15 protein-coding genes are annotated in these 14,384 nt (G+C 28.3%); 13 read left to right on the forward strand and 2 right to left on the reverse strand.

Going from position 1 to position 14,384, the window contains the following annotated elements:
• Positions 1–441: 441 nt before the first annotated feature.
• Positions 442–1,596 (reverse strand): L-threonine dehydrogenase, encoded by a 1,155-nt coding sequence (yiaY, locus tag BS62_RS09645; protein WP_496491058.1) that lies wholly within the window; start codon positions 1,594–1,596, stop codon positions 442–444.
• Between the two features lie 428 nt (positions 1,597–2,024).
• Here yiaY and BS62_RS09650 point away from each other — a divergent pair, with 428 nt between their 5' ends.
• Both BS62_RS09650 and BS62_RS09655 read left to right on the forward strand, forming a co-directional pair.
• Complete coding sequence (locus BS62_RS09650) at positions 2,025–2,876, forward strand: hypothetical protein (protein WP_496491059.1); 852 nt, start codon at positions 2,025–2,027, stop codon at positions 2,874–2,876.
• A 147-nt stretch (positions 2,877–3,023) separates the two neighbouring features.
• Positions 3,024–3,497 (forward strand): LURP-one-related/scramblase family protein, encoded by a 474-nt coding sequence (locus tag BS62_RS09655; RefSeq protein ID WP_496491060.1) that lies wholly within the window; start codon positions 3,024–3,026, stop codon positions 3,495–3,497.
• A 91-nt stretch (positions 3,498–3,588) separates the two neighbouring features.
• Here BS62_RS09655 and BS62_RS09660 read toward each other — a convergent pair whose 3' ends face one another.
• On the reverse strand, positions 3,589–4,020 hold the full coding sequence (locus BS62_RS09660; RefSeq protein ID WP_496491061.1) for a pyridoxamine 5'-phosphate oxidase family protein: 432 nt from the start codon (positions 4,018–4,020) through the stop codon (positions 3,589–3,591).
• Between the two features lie 109 nt (positions 4,021–4,129).
• Here BS62_RS09660 and BS62_RS09665 point away from each other — a divergent pair, with 109 nt between their 5' ends.
• The 11 genes from BS62_RS09665 to BS62_RS09715 all read left to right on the forward strand — a co-directional run bounded on the left by BS62_RS09665 (position 4,130) and on the right by BS62_RS09715 (position 13,574).
• Positions 4,130–5,062: a helix-turn-helix transcriptional regulator gene (locus BS62_RS09665; protein ID WP_496491062.1), complete on the forward strand. Its 933-nt coding sequence runs from the start codon at positions 4,130–4,132 to the stop codon at positions 5,060–5,062.
• Positions 5,063–5,177: 115 nt separating this feature from the next.
• The gene (locus BS62_RS09670; RefSeq protein WP_496491063.1) at positions 5,178–6,059 is read left to right on the forward strand and encodes a hypothetical protein; all 882 of its coding nucleotides are present in this window, start codon (positions 5,178–5,180) and stop codon (positions 6,057–6,059) included.
• A gap of 87 nt (positions 6,060–6,146) precedes the next feature.
• On the forward strand, positions 6,147–7,193 hold the full coding sequence (locus tag BS62_RS09675) for an ADP-ribosylglycohydrolase family protein (protein ID WP_496491064.1): 1,047 nt from the start codon (positions 6,147–6,149) through the stop codon (positions 7,191–7,193).
• Between the two features lie 26 nt (positions 7,194–7,219).
• Positions 7,220–8,503 carry a B12-binding domain-containing radical SAM protein gene (locus BS62_RS09680; protein ID WP_496491065.1) on the forward strand — a complete coding sequence of 428 codons (1,284 nt, stop codon included), beginning with the start codon at positions 7,220–7,222 and terminating at the stop codon, positions 8,501–8,503.
• 187 nt (positions 8,504–8,690) lie between these two features.
• Positions 8,691–9,482, forward strand: coding sequence for a hypothetical protein (locus BS62_RS09685; RefSeq protein ID WP_496491066.1), 792 nt, complete (start codon positions 8,691–8,693; stop codon positions 9,480–9,482).
• A gap of 585 nt (positions 9,483–10,067) precedes the next feature.
• The gene (locus tag BS62_RS09690; RefSeq protein ID WP_496491067.1) at positions 10,068–10,253 is read left to right on the forward strand and encodes a DUF4177 domain-containing protein; all 186 of its coding nucleotides are present in this window, start codon (positions 10,068–10,070) and stop codon (positions 10,251–10,253) included.
• Positions 10,254–10,354: 101 nt separating this feature from the next.
• Positions 10,355–10,777: a DUF4829 domain-containing protein gene (locus tag BS62_RS09695; protein WP_496491068.1), complete on the forward strand. Its 423-nt coding sequence runs from the start codon at positions 10,355–10,357 to the stop codon at positions 10,775–10,777.
• A gap of 205 nt (positions 10,778–10,982) precedes the next feature.
• Positions 10,983–11,399 (forward strand): NAD(+)--rifampin ADP-ribosyltransferase, encoded by a 417-nt coding sequence (arr, locus tag BS62_RS09700; protein WP_496491069.1) that lies wholly within the window; start codon positions 10,983–10,985, stop codon positions 11,397–11,399.
• 147 nt (positions 11,400–11,546) lie between these two features.
• On the forward strand, positions 11,547–11,789 hold the full coding sequence (locus tag BS62_RS09705) for a hypothetical protein (RefSeq protein ID WP_496491070.1): 243 nt from the start codon (positions 11,547–11,549) through the stop codon (positions 11,787–11,789).
• Positions 11,790–11,891: 102 nt separating this feature from the next.
• Positions 11,892–12,167, forward strand: coding sequence for a hypothetical protein (locus tag BS62_RS09710; protein ID WP_496491071.1), 276 nt, complete (start codon positions 11,892–11,894; stop codon positions 12,165–12,167).
• A 453-nt stretch (positions 12,168–12,620) separates the two neighbouring features.
• Positions 12,621–13,574, forward strand: a complete 954-nt coding sequence (locus BS62_RS09715; protein WP_496491072.1) for a D-aminoacyl-tRNA deacylase — start codon at positions 12,621–12,623, stop codon at positions 13,572–13,574.
• Positions 13,575–14,384: the final 810 nt, after the last annotated feature.

The raw sequence follows: 14,384 nt of genomic DNA on the forward strand, positions 1-14,384 counted from the left end.
TTAATTTATTTATGCTGTAAAGTTATAATTGCTAAGTATTCTATGTTAACGCTAACGCGTATTGTTCGTTCAAACTTACTTGAATACTTTGATGAATATGTAATGGAATATTTTCGGACACGCTGATTTTGGTAAAATATAGAAAATTGATTTTGCATAGAGGGATAGGTCTAACTAAACATATAGTAAAATATTGGCCTTAAATGAAAATAAAGTAAAATAAGCAGCTAGTGGTAAAACTAATTACCAATAGCTGCTTATTTGGATTTGTCAAGTATTCAATTTCTACCTAAATGCAACACTAGAAGATTTAATTCTCCTCTTTTAAATATATACTTAATTTCAACACTATATTAAAATATAGCCTTAAATAAAAAGTAGGTGTTAGCTTATAAAACAAATAAATAAATTTCGAGTTGACAAGATAGCATCTACTTTTTATTACATAGCTCCTCTAAAAATTCCCATTATTTCTTCTAGAGATGCTTGTTGTGGGTTTGTAAAACCACAAGCGTCTTTTAAAGCATTTACTGATAGCACCTCTATGTCTTTTTCCTTAAGACCTAGTTGCTCTAACCCAGTTGGAATTCCTACATCACTAGATAGTTCTTTTATAGCATCTATAGCTTTTTGAGCTGCTTCTTCATTTGAAAGATTTTCAACTTCAACACCCATAGTTTTTGCTACATCTTTTAATCTTTCAGGAACTACACTTGCATTATAGCTTTGAACATGAGGAAGTAATATTGCATTACATACACCATGAGGTAAATTATAGAATCCACCTAACTGATGAGCCATTGCATGAACATATCCTAAACTAGCATTATTAAATGCCATTCCACCTAAGAATTCAGCATAAGCCATCATTTCTCTAGCTTCTTGATCTTGACCATTCTCAACAGCTTTTCTTAGATACTTAGAAACTAACTCAACTGTTTTTAATGCACAAGCATCTGTTATTGGTGTAGCTATTGTCGAAACATAAGCTTCTATAGCATGAGTTAAAGCATCCATTCCAGTTGCAGCAGTTAATGATTTAGGCATTGCCATCATTAATAATGGATCATTTACAGCCATAATAGGAGTAGTATTTTTATCAACTATTGCCATTTTTATATGTCTTTCCTCATCAGTTATTATACAGAATCTAGTCATTTCACTAGCTGTTCCAGCTGTAGTATTTACAGCAACTAAAGGTAATTGTGGTTTTTCTGATCTATCTACACCTTCATAATCTTCTATACATCCGCCATTAGCAGCAACCAAAGCTATTCCTTTTGCACAGTCATGAGAAGATCCTCCGCCAAAAGAAACGATGAAGTCACAGTTATTACCTTTGATTAACTCTAATCCATCTCTAACATTTTTAACTGTAGGATTTGGCTGTGTTTGGTCGTATATAACATACTCTATGTTTTCGTTTTCTAGCACTTCTGTTAGTTTATCTACCAATTTTATTTCTGCTAATATCTTGTCAGTAACTATTAAAGCTTTTTTAAATCCTAATTTGCTAATATCCTTTCCTGCATCCGTTAAAGATCCTGAGCCCATTACACTTACAGGTGGCATGAAAAATTTGTATGTACTATTCATATAAATACCTCCATTTAAAATTTATTTTTTTATATATTAGAAATATATTGAGTTATAACAAATGTATTACAAAAATTTTTCATAATATTTTAAATATTTACAAAATTGTTTATATATTAACAACAATATTGTTTAAATAATAACAATATTGTTGTTAATTTTTATAATATTATATATAAAGGAAACCATAAATATTGCAAACGCAATATACTTTCAACTATTATTGAATTACTTGCACAAAGTAAATGTTAAAATATAAATAAAATCTCACCAATTAATTATTTAAAAAATATAAAATTAGCAAATAACAAAGACTTGTCAATTAGTGAAATTATGATAGAAGTTACATATTACTAATAGCTTAATTTAAAAGTTTCACAAAACATATAAAATGAGAATAAACTATTAGTAAAATGAGGTGAATTTACATGGATTATAAACATTATTATCAAATTCAAAAATGTTATGATAAAAGGCAAATGGGTATGGATTTAATTAGCGATAATTTCTTAGCAAATGATATTGCAAGGGCTATAATAGGAGTGGTTCATGCTTACAATTTTTATGAAAAATTGGCTGAGTTAGCCCCCAATGAGCAGAGTCGACAAGTTATATTAAGCATCCAACAAGACAAAGCAAGACATTATTACATGTTCACTATGATTTTAAGTATATTGGGCGGGGAACAGCGTCAAATCCCTATGGGGGAATTACCTATGGAATTTGAAGATGGTGTAAGAACAGCTATTAGCAATGAATTGCAACCAGCTTCTTTTTATCAGTATATTGCAACTAGAGCAATGGATAATTCTATTCAGATGAATTTCATGAATGCTTCCAATGATGAACAACGCCATGTATCCTTGCTTCAGGATATTTTGATGTCTATAAATTTGGAAGGTGTAAATTCCATAAACAACAAAGAGGGTCAAGAATATAAAGAATATGTATTAAAATTAATTAATGAATTTATTAAAGTACAAGACGAATATCCTTTAATATTTAGCATTGAAACAAAATATCTAGATAATAATAGGGAAGCTATACAACTAAGAAATGGAGTAATAAATAGCTTTGAATACTCTGAAGATAGAGTACCAGAAAAATATAAGGATATACATGAAGAATTATTACGAATATTATCTTCATATAGAGAGTCATATGAAAAATTATATATAGCAATAGTTATAGGAGATAGTAGAGCAGTTGGAGAAAATGTAGGTCGTTTATATCAATTAGATATAGATCTAAATAAAGTCATAAATGATTTAAGTATGTAAAAAACCAGTTATAGAAACTGGTTTTTTATTTTAATATTTATATCTTAGATAACTAATGTTTACTTATAGGTGATAAAAAATATATAATTAAACTAAATATAAATTACTTCAGCACATTACTAATGAATAAATATAGGGGGCAAAATCATGAAGTACTACATGAAATCAAAGTTTTATAAACTAAAAGAAAGCTTTTGGATAAAAAATGAAAAAGAAAAAGACTGTTTTTTTGTAGAAAACAAACTTCTTTCAGCTGGATTACAATTTAAAATAATAAAAAATAATAACACCTTATATTCAGTAAAACAAAAGCTATTGTCATTTATGGCAAGTTATGAAGTTTATGAAAATAATGATACAATAGCAAAGGTAAGTCAAAAATTGACTTTTAGCAAGGATAAGCTAAAAATAGATAGCAAATATGGAGATATAAAAGTCCAAGGGGATATGTTTCACTATAATTATTCAATAGTTAAGGATGGCAAGACAATAGGAAGAGTAATAAGAAGCTTCGTTGATTTTAAAGATAGATATATGGTAGATATAAACTTTGAAGATGAAGCATTTGTATTGGTTCTGGTAATGATGATAGACGATATAATAAATAAACAACTTAAATAACATGAATTTTAAAAATATATATAATAAATAAGGAGAATACCCATATGTAATGGGGTTTCTCCTTATTTTATTTACAATTACAAGAAATACTTTATAAAGTTATTTTACCACCTTGCCTAACACCTATAATTACACTAGCTTCCTTGAAATGAATTTCATAAATATCTAACATATCCCCTGCCTGGTTTATTAACATTTCGTAACTTTGTTGTTTTTTAACAAATGCATTTTTTAAGTCATATATTGTTAAATCACTTTTTTGAACTGTGGCATTAGTAACTCTAACATGTTCGCTGTTTTCACTTGGTACTGTTGGCACTGTTGTAAATGCTACCTTGTTGTTTTGTGAAAACTCCAATGTCTTAGGTAGACCTCTAAATGATGAAAAATAAGCAACACCTTTATTTTGAGGATTATAATAAAAATTTAAGATCCTAACATTTGGTGAATCATTCACAGTAGTTGCTAAAGCTATATTTGTTGTTTCTTCCATTATTCTATTAAATTCTTTTAATAAATCCATTTTTATTCTCCTTTTGTAAGTTATTTAATTTATTCTATCATACAACCTTGACAACAGTATGTCATGGTTATAACATAAAATGAATTAAATTTATAAAGGATTGATAAAATTGAAAATAGACAGGATAATCTCCATTATTATGATATTGCTTGAACACAAAAAAATTAGTGCAACTAAACTTGCTGAAATGTTTGAAGTATCTCCTCGGACTATATATAGAGATATAGAAACAATAAATTCAGCGGGTATACCTATAATTACTTATCCTGGGATTAACGGCGGTATTGGAATTATGGAGGAGTATAAAATTGATAAGAAAATTTTTACAACTTCAGATATTGCAACGCTTTTAATGGGGTTAGGAAGTATATCATCAACAATGACTAGTAACGAAATTATTAATACTATTGCAAAGGTAAAAGGATTAGTTTCAGATGAGCAAATTAGAGATATTGAATTAAAATCAAACCAAGTTACTATAGATCTTACCCCTTGGATTGGAAATAAGAACCTACAGCCCAATCTTGAAAAAATTAAAAAAGCACTAAATGAGAGTAGGTTTTTATCCTTTGAATATTTAGATCGTAATGGTAAAAAAAGCATTCGTAAAGTTGAGCCTTATAGATTGATATTAAAGGAATCAAATTGGTATTTACAAAGTTACTGTGATTCTAGGCAAGATTTTCGTATTTTTAAATTATCTCGTATTTCAGAACTTGAAATTCTAGACGATACATTTATTCCAAAAGAATTTGATGTTAAAACATTAGGCTCATGGGAATATATAGAGAAAAATATTATTACAATTAAGCTTTTAGTCCATGAGTCACTTAAAGAGAAAATGGTGGAACACTGTGGAGAAGAAAATATCCAATCTTATTTACATAATAAATTAATTGTCAACTTCCCATTTGTAGAAGATGAGTTTGGATATAATCTTTTGCTTAGTTTTGGTGATAAATGTGAATGCTTAGAACCTACACATGTGCGAGATGAGATTATTAAAAGGATTAAAAATTTACTCAAAGTTTATACAAACTGATTTAAAACAAAATTATACATAATCTTACATTTATCTTGTATGTAAACATTGTAATAAATTATAATATATTTAAGATTAGGTATTAGGGGATTTTGATTTAAATCGGAGGGGTAATATGGGTGACATAAGCATAAACGAAAATATACTGTACTTAAATAAAGAAAAACAGATTAATGAAAATATAGAGAAAAAAATAATCTTATTAGAATATCTAGACAATATATGTACAGGTATAGTACTTGAAGATAAAAAAGATACTTTATTGGTATTTGACGAGTTTGGAAGAAATAGAATTATTAATAGACAAGATGTATTAGATATAGATGTAAAAATATCTAAGAATTTAGAAGATCATATGTATAAATATTATAGGCAATATAAACATACATCAAATATGGAAAATGAATGTAGGTTTTTGAAAAAACAATTAGAAGAAATAAAAGATGCATACTCAAAAAACTATAATTTACTTAAGGAATATAGTAACGAGCTTCAAGATATAAAAGAAGAAACCTTAGATGTGCTAGGTCTATATAGATATGTAGATATACAAAACAAGTTAAGTTCAATGTTAAAGAATGACCTAAAAAATTATATTATAGATATAAATGATAGACATCTTTTGGAGAAAATAACTTTCAATAGATTATATACAGTGGCAAAAGAAGGAACGTTTGATGTTGAAAACCTTAAGTTCGTGGGATATTTTGATGATGGTGGAGTATACATAGAAGATAGCTCACTTTGGGATAGAGAAGCCAAAGAACAAGCTGAAGCTATATATTCTAATTTTAATAATAAGTTATTAAAAAAGATTAAAGACTATAAAGATATTAGTCTAGAAATAGAAGATAGACTAATATTAGGAGGTCCTATAACAGATTTAACTCTAGAAAAAAACTTCAGTTTTAAATTGCTATCACATATAAGAGACAAAGAAAGTATAGACAAAATAATATTAGATATAGCTAATTTTGTAAATGAATATATAAATTAGGGTTTAAGAAGACTGTACTTTAAATAACTAGTACAGTCTTTATTTTAGAATCAAAGTATATAATATATTTGAAAAGAAGGGATTAAAATGAAAAGAAAACAAGAATTTTTTAGGGGATGTCTATTAGGGGGAGCAATAGGGGATGCACTTGGATGGCCTGTTGAATTTCTTAGATACAATGAAATAATAAGAAAATTTGGAGAAGATGGCATTAATGATTTAGTATTAAATAAGTCTAGAAAAGCCGAAATAACTGATGATACACAGATGACTCTTTTTACTGCAGAAGGTATACTCAGAGCACAGACTAGAGGAAATGAAAAAGGTATATGTGATCCTACATCAGTTGTTTACTTTGCATACAAAAGGTGGCTAAACACACAAGGCTACAAAAGAGAAAAGGATTGTGATTGGATATACGATGGTTGGTTATTAGATATAAAAGAACTTTATGCAGAGAGGGCACCAGGTAATTCTTGTCTATCAGCTCTTTTAAGTAATAAGATGGGGAGTATAGATGAGCCGATTAACGACAGTAAGGGTTGTGGCGGAGTTATGAGAGTTGCACCTGTAGGTTTGTTTTATCCAAAGGAAAGAGCATTTGAGATGGGGGTAGATTTTGCAGCTTTAACACATGGGCATCCATCTGGATATTTATCTGCCGGAGCATTATCACTTATAATTTCTTCTATTATAAGTGGGTGTGATATAGAAACCTCTGTAAATGAAGCATTAGATGAACTTAAAAAGCATGAAAATCATGAGGAATGTTACGAATTACTAAAAAAAGCCGTTGATTTATCAAACACAGACATTAAGCCACTTCATGCAATTAATGAACTTGGAGAAGGCTGGGTAGGAGAAGAAGCATTGGCGATATCAGTTTACTGCGCATTAAAGTATAAAGCTGATTTCAAAAAAGCACTTATTGCATCTGTAAATCACAATGGTGATAGTGACAGCACTGGATCAATTACTGGTAATATTTTAGGCTCTTATTTAGGGATAAATGAAATCCCAAGGGAATGGATAGACAATATAGAGTTAAGTGATGAAATAACTGAAGTTGCCGATGATTTATTAACTGGATATGAAAGAGGAAGAGGATGGTGGAACAAGTATCCAGGGTATTAATGTAGTCACCATTATTTGGAGGAGACATGAAAAAGAGTATATTAATGATAACTCCTGAAAATAAGGAGATTAATAGATTTAGAAAAAGGCAGATAAATAATTTTATACAAATAACAATGCCATATTTAGCTGCATATATTGATGTAAACAAATATGAAATTACATTAATAGATGAATACAATCAGAAAATACCATTTGAAAATTATTACGACCTAGTTGTAATTACAGTTAATACTGCAAATGCACCTCATTGTTATAATATTTCAAAAAATTTTAAAAGCAAAGGTAGCAAGGTTGTTTTTGGAGGACCTCATGCAACGCTTTTACCAGAAGAGGCAAAAAAACATTGTGATGTAATAATTATAGGTGAAGCTGAAGAAAGTTGGCCAAAATTTTTAGAAGAATTTTATTATGGAAATTATAAGGGCGAGTATAGGTGTTTGAATACTCCTACTCTAGAGGGAATCCCCATACCAAGAAGGGATTTAATAAAAGGAAGACTATTTACAAAAGGTGCAGTTTTTGCAACAAGAGGATGTCCATATAGCTGTGATTACTGCAATTTAAAACAGATATATCAGAATTCATTTAGAAAAAGACCTATAAAAGAAGTGATAGAAGATATTAAAAATATAAAAAGTAAGTTTTTTGTATTTTGGGATGATAATTTCTTTGGGGATATTGAATATGCAAAAGAGCTATTAAAAGAGCTTAGTAAATTAAATAAAAAGTGGGCAGCACAGGTTACATTAGAAAGATGTAGGGATGAGGAATTATTGAAATTGGCAAAAAAAGCAGGGTGTGTTTACTTTTTTGTTGGATTAGAGTCTTTTTCAAAAGATACTTTAATTAGTGTAAATAAAGGAATAAATAATGTAGATAAATACAAAGAGTTAATAGACTGTGTTCATAAACATGGAATTTGTATACAAGCGGGAATAATTTTTGGATTTGATACTGATACAAAAGAAGTATTTAAAACAACATTAGATATGTGTAATTACTTAGGTATTGACGGGGTTACGGTAAGTATACTAACTCCCTTGCCAAAGACACCATTATATTATCAATTAAGCAAAGAGAATAGGCTATTAACACAAGATTGGTCATATTATAATGGAAAAACTAGAGTAGCATTTCAACCTAAGAATATGAGTCCAGAAGAACTAATTGATGGATATATGTGGTTTAGAAGTAACTATTATTCGCTAAAATCAATAATAACTCGTCTGAAAAAATCAAGAACTAATATTTTATACAATTTAGCAGTTAACTTAGGCTATAAGGTTTCAATAAGAAAAATAGTATAAATGTCTAAAAATAGATTTAATAATGTTCTAATTATTATAATTATATAGTAGTACATAGTTGTATAATACTGTAAATTTAATATAAAAGGGGGGTATAGTTATAAAAAAGATAGTATATATACTAACACTTGTTATTTTAATATTTACATCTGGGTGTTCAGCGCGAAAATATGAAAAAGTTGAATCATTGAGAGATGGGTATTTTCATATTGTAGAAAAATTTGAATACAGAGAAGAAGTAAATATGGACTACATAAAAGAATTATTAAAAGATTATGGCGATAATCCTCTCGTTGATTCTGGGACATTGGGAGAAGGAGAGAAAATAAATAAATATGTTTTTAGGAGCGGCAAAAATGAAGAACTCGTTATTGTTACTAGATCAAGTAAATCTAATGAAAATGAAAAGTTTTCCAATATGGGATACACCTGTAAAAAAGATCAGAAGGTAAGTTCTATATCAGATATAAGATTAAGTTTCAGCATTATAGAAAATACCAATAAATACTCTGTAGATTATAGCACTGATGATTCAATTGGGTTTAAAAAAGTTTCTGAGATTATAGATGGTAAAGGCTCTTTGTTTTTAGATTTGTATAATAAAGTTGCTAAAAATATGCTTAAAGAAAACGATTTAAATTTAAAGGACATTGAAGAATTAACCGATATAAAACCAGATAGGGCTGAATCTGTTGGAAAAAAAGGCGATAAAGAATACAAAATATTTAGAGATAGATATACAAATGGAATCTCTGATAGAGATGATTACGAATACACGTCAATTATTTATGCAAATGATGTGAGTAAGTTTCGTATGGTTATGTATCAAAAAGAGAATAAGGATGCAAATATATCTATTTTAAAAAGCACATCTGTTGATTATGATAGTATTAATAATAAAGTAAGTTCTAGTATAGGTTTATCTGTTAATAATGTCTCACAGCAAGAAAAACTTTTAAATAAGATTTTGAAATTTTAAATATTATAGAAACTGTGTTTACTTAGTACGCTGTTCTTATATATTGCATATTAAAAAAGGGGAGCAAGTGTTATCAGAACAACAGGAACTAAAATTACCAAAGGGTTATTATATAATACTTATTATATAATAAGTATTATATTTATAGCCATTACATTATGGTCACTATTTCAAGTTGATGGAGATACTAAATATCTAATTAATTTAGGGTTTTATAGCACTTATGTATAGAGTTTAGGAATTGGACTATGTAAAGTATACATTTATAATTTATCAATTTATGGACTTATGAAGAATAGGTTATGGGGTTTGATATTGACAACTATAGTATCTTTGAATATTTCAGTTGTTAGTTTGAGAGATTTAATTGAATATCTTAATCGTGGTCAGCACATATACGGTATAATTACATTTATTTTTCTATTCGTATTTTCATACCTCATATCAATTATTATCAGAAAAATTAGTAAGTGTTTAGAAAACTAAATTAGGCATAAAAGTAGAATAGTATTATAAATAATGCATACTAAAAAGCGAATAACTTTTATATATTATGAAACACATTAATAAAGGGGGGATAAATTCATGTATCAATATAAATTTGTAAAAGCTACATTAGGGGGATTTTTTGAAAAAGCAAACCATCGAGAAATTATTAACCAACATGCTCAGGGTGGGTGGAGATTAGTGCAAGTTCTTCCTAACGAATACAACGCAAATGGTAAACCTATAGATTATGAAATTATTTTTGAGAAGAAAATTGATGCTTAAGTCCTGATACATCACTTTTTAAGACGCATTCTTTATATACTGTTCATTAATAAAGGAAATATCCGGTATAATAAAAACTTGAAAAGAAGAGGTATATTTATATGAAAAGGATTATATCTTTTTTCAGCATAATTCTAATAGTATTTTCTTTAGTTGGTTGTGGTAGAACTTATGATGCTAAAGTAACTATCGGAGAATCAGAAAATTTTAGCAAAAAGGAAATAAATGATGCAGTAGAGTGTGTAAAGAAGAAATTTAGGAGCTTTGAAGGATGCAATCTCACTGAATTGTGGTATGACGAAGATAAATCAAATACTCTTGTTAAAGACTATTTAAAGTATGGTCGTGGCTCCGAAAATGGGTCTAATGCCGAGAATGTAATTATATTAATGTCAAATTTTAATGTGAATTCTGCAGGTGGGGACGGGAGTTTTGAACCTAATTCAACTATGTCAAATTGGCAATGGGTACTTATAAGAGAGAGTAAAATGTCACAATGGCAAGTTGATACTTGGGGTTATTAAAAATTAATAATAAAATAGTTGATATAGTAATTGGCAAAAAGAAACCGGATATTTAACTATTTAAATAAAGTTAGATATAATTGAAGATTTAATAAATAGTTTAATCAGTTATTATTGTAAGTTGTATAATATTGTTCATCAATTTTTTGTAATTTGGATACTATAATATTGCACAAATATAAAAGTTTGAAAGGAGTACATCAGCATGAATGATAAAAAAGATGTTTTAGATAGTGGTCCTTTTTTTCATGGCACTAAAGCAGAACTGAAAATTGGAGACTTACTAGAACCACAACACTTATCAAATTACCAAAATAAAAAATCTAACTATATTTATTTTACTGCAACATTAAATGCTGCTAAATGGGGTGCTGAATTAGCAACATCTAAATCAAAAGAAAGAATTTATATTGTAGAACCATTAGGTGAATTTGAAAATGACCCGAACTTAACTGATAAAAGATTTCCTGGAAATCCAACACGTTCTTATAGGTCTAAATTTCCTTTGAAAATAGTAGCTGAATTAGGTTCATGGGAAAGACATTCCGATGAAGAAATAAATCATATGATTTCATCTTTAAAAAAGTTAAATGATGAGGGGAAAAATGTAATATACGATTAATCTATATATATACAATACGCAACATTTCAAGGCAATTGGTGAGCTTTCTTTATATAACACTCAGTTGTACAATATTGTGCGATATAAAAGTTAGGATAAAATGATTATATTTTTATTTAGATTAGTTGATTGAAGGGAATAGGGGCAATGATTTGGAAACTAGTTGGAATAACTCTAGTTATTTTAGGGTTCGTTTTATTTATATGGGGAATATCTAATGCGATAAAAGAAACAAAAGGAGAAAAACTATGGTATAGAATAACAAGTTTTTTATATGATGTTGTTCTAATTGGAATAATATTTTTTGATGGAAGTATCGGATATTATTTAATTCCAACAGGTTTATTTTTAATTCTTTTAGGTGGGATTTTGTTCTTTAATCTAATTTAATTTATTTTTAATACAATTAAGTATTGTACAGTTTTTATATAAATTTCTTGATAAAGAGTTTTAGAGATGAATGTCAAAATATAGAATAAGGGGGGATTAAAAATGGAACCTACACCACTGATATCTATTAATTATCCAGTTCTGTGTTTTTTTATAGTCATTATAATAGCAAGTATAGTGGGAATAATCTATTTAGTACGTAACGACAGATTAAGAAGGAAAGACTATATAATTGTCTATGCTTTTACTTTAATAATACCTGTAATAAATTTAATAAGTCCTGTAAAAGTAAGTGTTATTCTTTCAATTGTGATTTGGGCTATTGTTCCTACACTAATATTAGGTACAATAACTAATTTTTTGTTTAAGAAGAAGTAGTATATTGCACATTGGCATATTAGTTATTGTGAGGATACTGATAACTTTAGCGATTATATTGAGGCAACCGCCTTTTTAAATGATGATGAAACCTGGGATGTATACTATGATGACACACTTAATGAAGAAGATAGGGACTTATTTAAGTATTATCATACAAAGAGAGATAAGTTTATAGGAATATACCTATTTACGGTAAAAGATGAAATAGAAGGATAAAAAAAGTTTAATGAATGGGTAAATAGTATTGATAAACCCTTCTTGAAAGCCCAAATATAAATAACATTGTTCTATAGAAACAAGGCAGAGAACATATATGTATGTTAAGGTCTATGTCAAAATATTTATATACAGCCATTAAATAAAAGTGGTAGATAAATGCCTTGACTATTAGAATTTTTTGGTAAACAATAATATTATGAAGCTTGAAATAATTTAAAGAGGTGAAGAAATATGACATTAGGGAAAAAGGCTGTTTATTTTTTATGTTATAACTTTGAAAATGATTCTGTTGCTCCAAGGATTTTTGATAATTCACTAAAAACCTTTAACTTAAAAGAAACAGAAACTATTGTAGATGGATATCCTGTTATGGAGTACATAGATTCAAATGGAAACTTGTTTAGCTATGTAAGAACAAATAAAGTAATTAGCCATGATTATGAATACTATCTGCCTATTATGAACGAGTATTTTTCTGATTACGACTTTGGAGGAGTAGTGAACTGGCATGGCGGAGCAAAGGCACCAGACAAGGTTTTATGTTTACATACTATAGGAGATGTTCAATCTGGATATTTCGCACCTACAAATCCTATATATACAACTAATCTAGGGCATAGTTTAGAAAAAAACAGAAAAGAATTACAACTAGAAGAGTTTAGAGTAACTATGGAAGCTACACATTGGTCTGGAATTATATCTAATGGATCACCAGATAAAATAGTAGAATACAAAGTTCCTTTAGTAGATGTTGAAATAGGAAGCACACCAGAAAGCTGGAGCAATGAAAAGGCTGTTGAGGTTATTACATTGTCTTTAGTTGAAGTATTTAACAACGATAGAAGATTTCCTACAGTATTATATGTTGGAGGAATTCACTTTGAAGAACCAATAACTAATGCAGTATTTGGACAAGAATATCCTGTGTCTGCAACTCATATTCTTCCAAGTGCATGGGTTGTAAATGGTGAATACGATAATGAAGAAGGTTATAAAAAATTGGAAGCATGTGTTAATTCCATTGAAGGTGGAATTGATGGCATTGTTTATCAAGAGAAATTAAAGGCACCATATAGAGATCAATGTAAACGTATAGGTGAGGAGTTAAATGTACCTGTTTTCAAACATAAACAGCTTAATAACATAACACAATCTCCTATTATAGATTTATACAAAGAAAATTAATAAATAAAAAAGCTGCATTGAAATAATAACGGGTTTACTTTTGAGGTGCAAAACGAAAAATAACAGGTAAAATCACAGCAAAAAACACATCTAAAATCACACGATTATTAGATGTGTTTTTTTATTGAAATTTCAACATTCATAGTAGATACTTAACAAAAATAACACCAAAAATCACACATGAAATCACACGCAAAAACACACTTACAATAAATTTATTGTTGATGTAATTTACTATGTGATTTTTTATGTGAAAAAGTAGGATAAAGTAAAGGTGTTTTCTATAATAATTTATGCAAGATTTATTAAACTTAAATTATATGATATACTTTAGAAAAAATAGATAATAGTAATAATTTTGTAGTGATTGTTTTGTAATTCTGCAAAAATATGAATAAACAAAACAAACATTCGAAAGGTGATGCTCATGAATAAGGGGATATTTCGATTAGAAAAAATTAAGTTGTTTCTTATTGAAGATTTAGTAAATTTTATTTTTGGTGTAATGCTTATACTCTTTCCAATATATATTCAATTTATAGGAATATTTTATGCTATATTTGTTCCTATAGCCCTTATACATTGTTTCAAAGGAATATTAATAGTTATAGACTTAGTTAGGAAAAATTATGTGTGCGAGGAACTGGAGTTATTTAGATTATATCCTCGAAAATTTGATTGCTTGTATTCTAAAAATTACTATGAGGTAGAATTGCTACTTAAAAGTGGGAAAAAGTTAGAGTTGAAGAGCACATTAGAAATTGATATACAATTACGAAGCCGAGTAAGAGTGTGTTACCTTAAAAAGTC

This window comes from Sporacetigenium mesophilum DSM 16796, from assembly GCF_059569055.1.

Bases quoted from the DNA above. Each gene is read 5' to 3' on its own strand.
- yiaY (WP_496491058.1), bottom strand. From the start codon at position 1,596: ATGAATAGTACATACAAATTTTTCATGCCACCTGTAAGTGTAATGGGC.
- BS62_RS09650 (WP_496491059.1), top strand. From the start codon at position 2,025: ATGGATTATAAACATTATTATCAAATTCAAAAATGTTATGATAAAAGG.
- BS62_RS09655 (WP_496491060.1), top strand. From the start codon at position 3,024: ATGAAGTACTACATGAAATCAAAGTTTTATAAACTAAAAGAAAGCTTT.
- BS62_RS09660 (WP_496491061.1), bottom strand. From the start codon at position 4,020: ATGGATTTATTAAAAGAATTTAATAGAATAATGGAAGAAACAACAAAT.
- BS62_RS09670 (WP_496491063.1), top strand. From the start codon at position 5,178: ATGGGTGACATAAGCATAAACGAAAATATACTGTACTTAAATAAAGAA.
- BS62_RS09675 (WP_496491064.1), top strand. From the start codon at position 6,147: ATGAAAAGAAAACAAGAATTTTTTAGGGGATGTCTATTAGGGGGAGCA.
- BS62_RS09680 (WP_496491065.1), top strand. From the start codon at position 7,220: ATGAAAAAGAGTATATTAATGATAACTCCTGAAAATAAGGAGATTAAT.
- BS62_RS09690 (WP_496491067.1), top strand. From the start codon at position 10,068: ATGTATCAATATAAATTTGTAAAAGCTACATTAGGGGGATTTTTTGAA.
- BS62_RS09695 (WP_496491068.1), top strand. From the start codon at position 10,355: ATGAAAAGGATTATATCTTTTTTCAGCATAATTCTAATAGTATTTTCT.
- arr (WP_496491069.1), top strand. From the start codon at position 10,983: ATGAATGATAAAAAAGATGTTTTAGATAGTGGTCCTTTTTTTCATGGC.
- BS62_RS09705 (WP_496491070.1), top strand. From the start codon at position 11,547: ATGATTTGGAAACTAGTTGGAATAACTCTAGTTATTTTAGGGTTCGTT.
- BS62_RS09710 (WP_496491071.1), top strand. From the start codon at position 11,892: ATGGAACCTACACCACTGATATCTATTAATTATCCAGTTCTGTGTTTT.
- BS62_RS09715 (WP_496491072.1), top strand. From the start codon at position 12,621: ATGACATTAGGGAAAAAGGCTGTTTATTTTTTATGTTATAACTTTGAA.